Here is a 1,675-nt window from a genome sequence, read left to right on the forward strand (position 1 = left end):
GCCGTTCTTCGATCTCGCCGTCGAGCGGATTCGCGCCTTCACCGGTTACGACCGGGTGATGGCCTATCGCTTTGCCGAAGACGGTAGCGGCCAAGTGATCGCCGAAGCGAGACGCGAGGATCTCGAACCCTATCTCGGGCTGCATTATCCGGCGACCGACATCCCGGCGCCGGCGCGGCGGCTCTTCGCTCTGAGCTGGGTGCGGCACCTGCCGGATGTCGGCTACACGCCGGTGCCGCTGCTCGCTGCCAACTCACCGCTGGTCACCGGCCCGGTCGACATGAGCTTTGCGAGCCTGCGCAGCGTCTCGGTGATGTACACCGGCTATCTGAAGAACATGGGCGTGCAATCGACGCTGGTGATGCCGCTGGTGAAGGAAGGCCGGCTGTGGGGCCTGATCTCGGCGATGCATCATGCGGCTCCCCGCCACATCTCGCACCAGATGCGGATGGCGGCGGAATTTCTCGCCCACACGCTGTCGCTGCTGATGGCGGCCAAGGAAGACACCGAGCAGTTTGAACGGATCAGCGCCCGCAAGGCAGCCGCGGACGAACTCACCCGCCTGCTGACCAACGAGGCCGATGTCGGCGCAGCGTTACGCACGTCGGTCTCGCTTGATTTGCTGAATGCGATGATCGATGCCGGCGGCATTGTGGTGCTGTCCGGCGGCGACTTAGCGACCCGCGGCGACACACCAGCCCCCGGGCCGCTGCTCGAACTGACAAACTGGCTGCTCGATCACGCCGCGCCGGTGTTCGCCACTGATCGCCTGCCGGGCATCGATGCCGCAGCGCAAGCCGTCGCCAAACAGGCGAGCGGCGTGCTGGCGGTGCGGCCGCTGCCCGACGAGCCGATGCTGATCGCCTGGCTGCGGCCCGAGCAGATCGAGGACGTGCAATGGGCCGGCGACCCGCGCAAGCCGGTCGAAATCAGCGATGCCGACGGGATGCAGCGGCTGCGGCCGCGCAACTCATTCGCGCTGTGGAAGGAGAGCGTGCAGGGCCGCGCGGTGCCGTGGCGTGACGACGAAAAGGACGCCGCCTCACGGCTCGCCACCGCCATCGCCGAGATCGTCGCGGCTCGCAAGGGACGGATCCAGCGTATCAACCGGGCGCTGGATGCATCGCATTCTGAGCTCAGCCGCTACACCGACGTCGCCTCCGCCGAGCTCAAGGAACATCTGCGCGGCATCCACCATCTCACCACCTCGCTGCGCCGTCGCCAAGGCGAGGTGCTGGATGAGGAAGGGCGCCAGCAGGTCGCCACCATCCTGAAACTGACGCAGCGGATGGACGCGCTGGTCGATGCGCTGCTCGACCGCAGCCGAGGCGGCAGCGAAGCAGCCTCCGAGACGGTCGACCTCGACGCCGTACTCGATGACGCCCTGGCGCCGTTCGCGCGCCGGATCGCCGAAGACCGCATCGACGTGCGTCGGCCGATGCGGCTCGGCACGGCGCAGGGCAACCGCGAATGGATTGGCGAAGTTTTCACCAATCTGATCGGCAATGCGATCCGCTACAACGACAAGCCGGAGCGCTGGATCGAAATCGGCATCGAGGACGGTCCGCCGCCGCGCTACTATGTGCGCGACAACGGCGTCGGGATCGCCGACGCCGACCAGCAATTGATCTTCCAGATGTTTCACCGCGTCGATCAGCCGGAGCGACGGTCCGAC

The 1,675-nt window shown here is 66.8% G+C and carries 1 protein-coding gene; it reads left to right on the forward strand.

Annotation, left to right across the window (positions count from 1 at the left end):
* Positions 1 to 1,675 (forward strand): GAF domain-containing protein (locus DYI24_RS26160; protein ID WP_164574378.1); only part of this gene is annotated, 1,675 nt, incomplete at both ends.

It is taken from the genome of Rhodopseudomonas sp. BR0C11, assembly GCF_010820945.1.
Classification (GTDB): domain Bacteria; phylum Pseudomonadota; class Alphaproteobacteria; order Rhizobiales; family Xanthobacteraceae; genus Rhodopseudomonas; species Rhodopseudomonas palustris_H.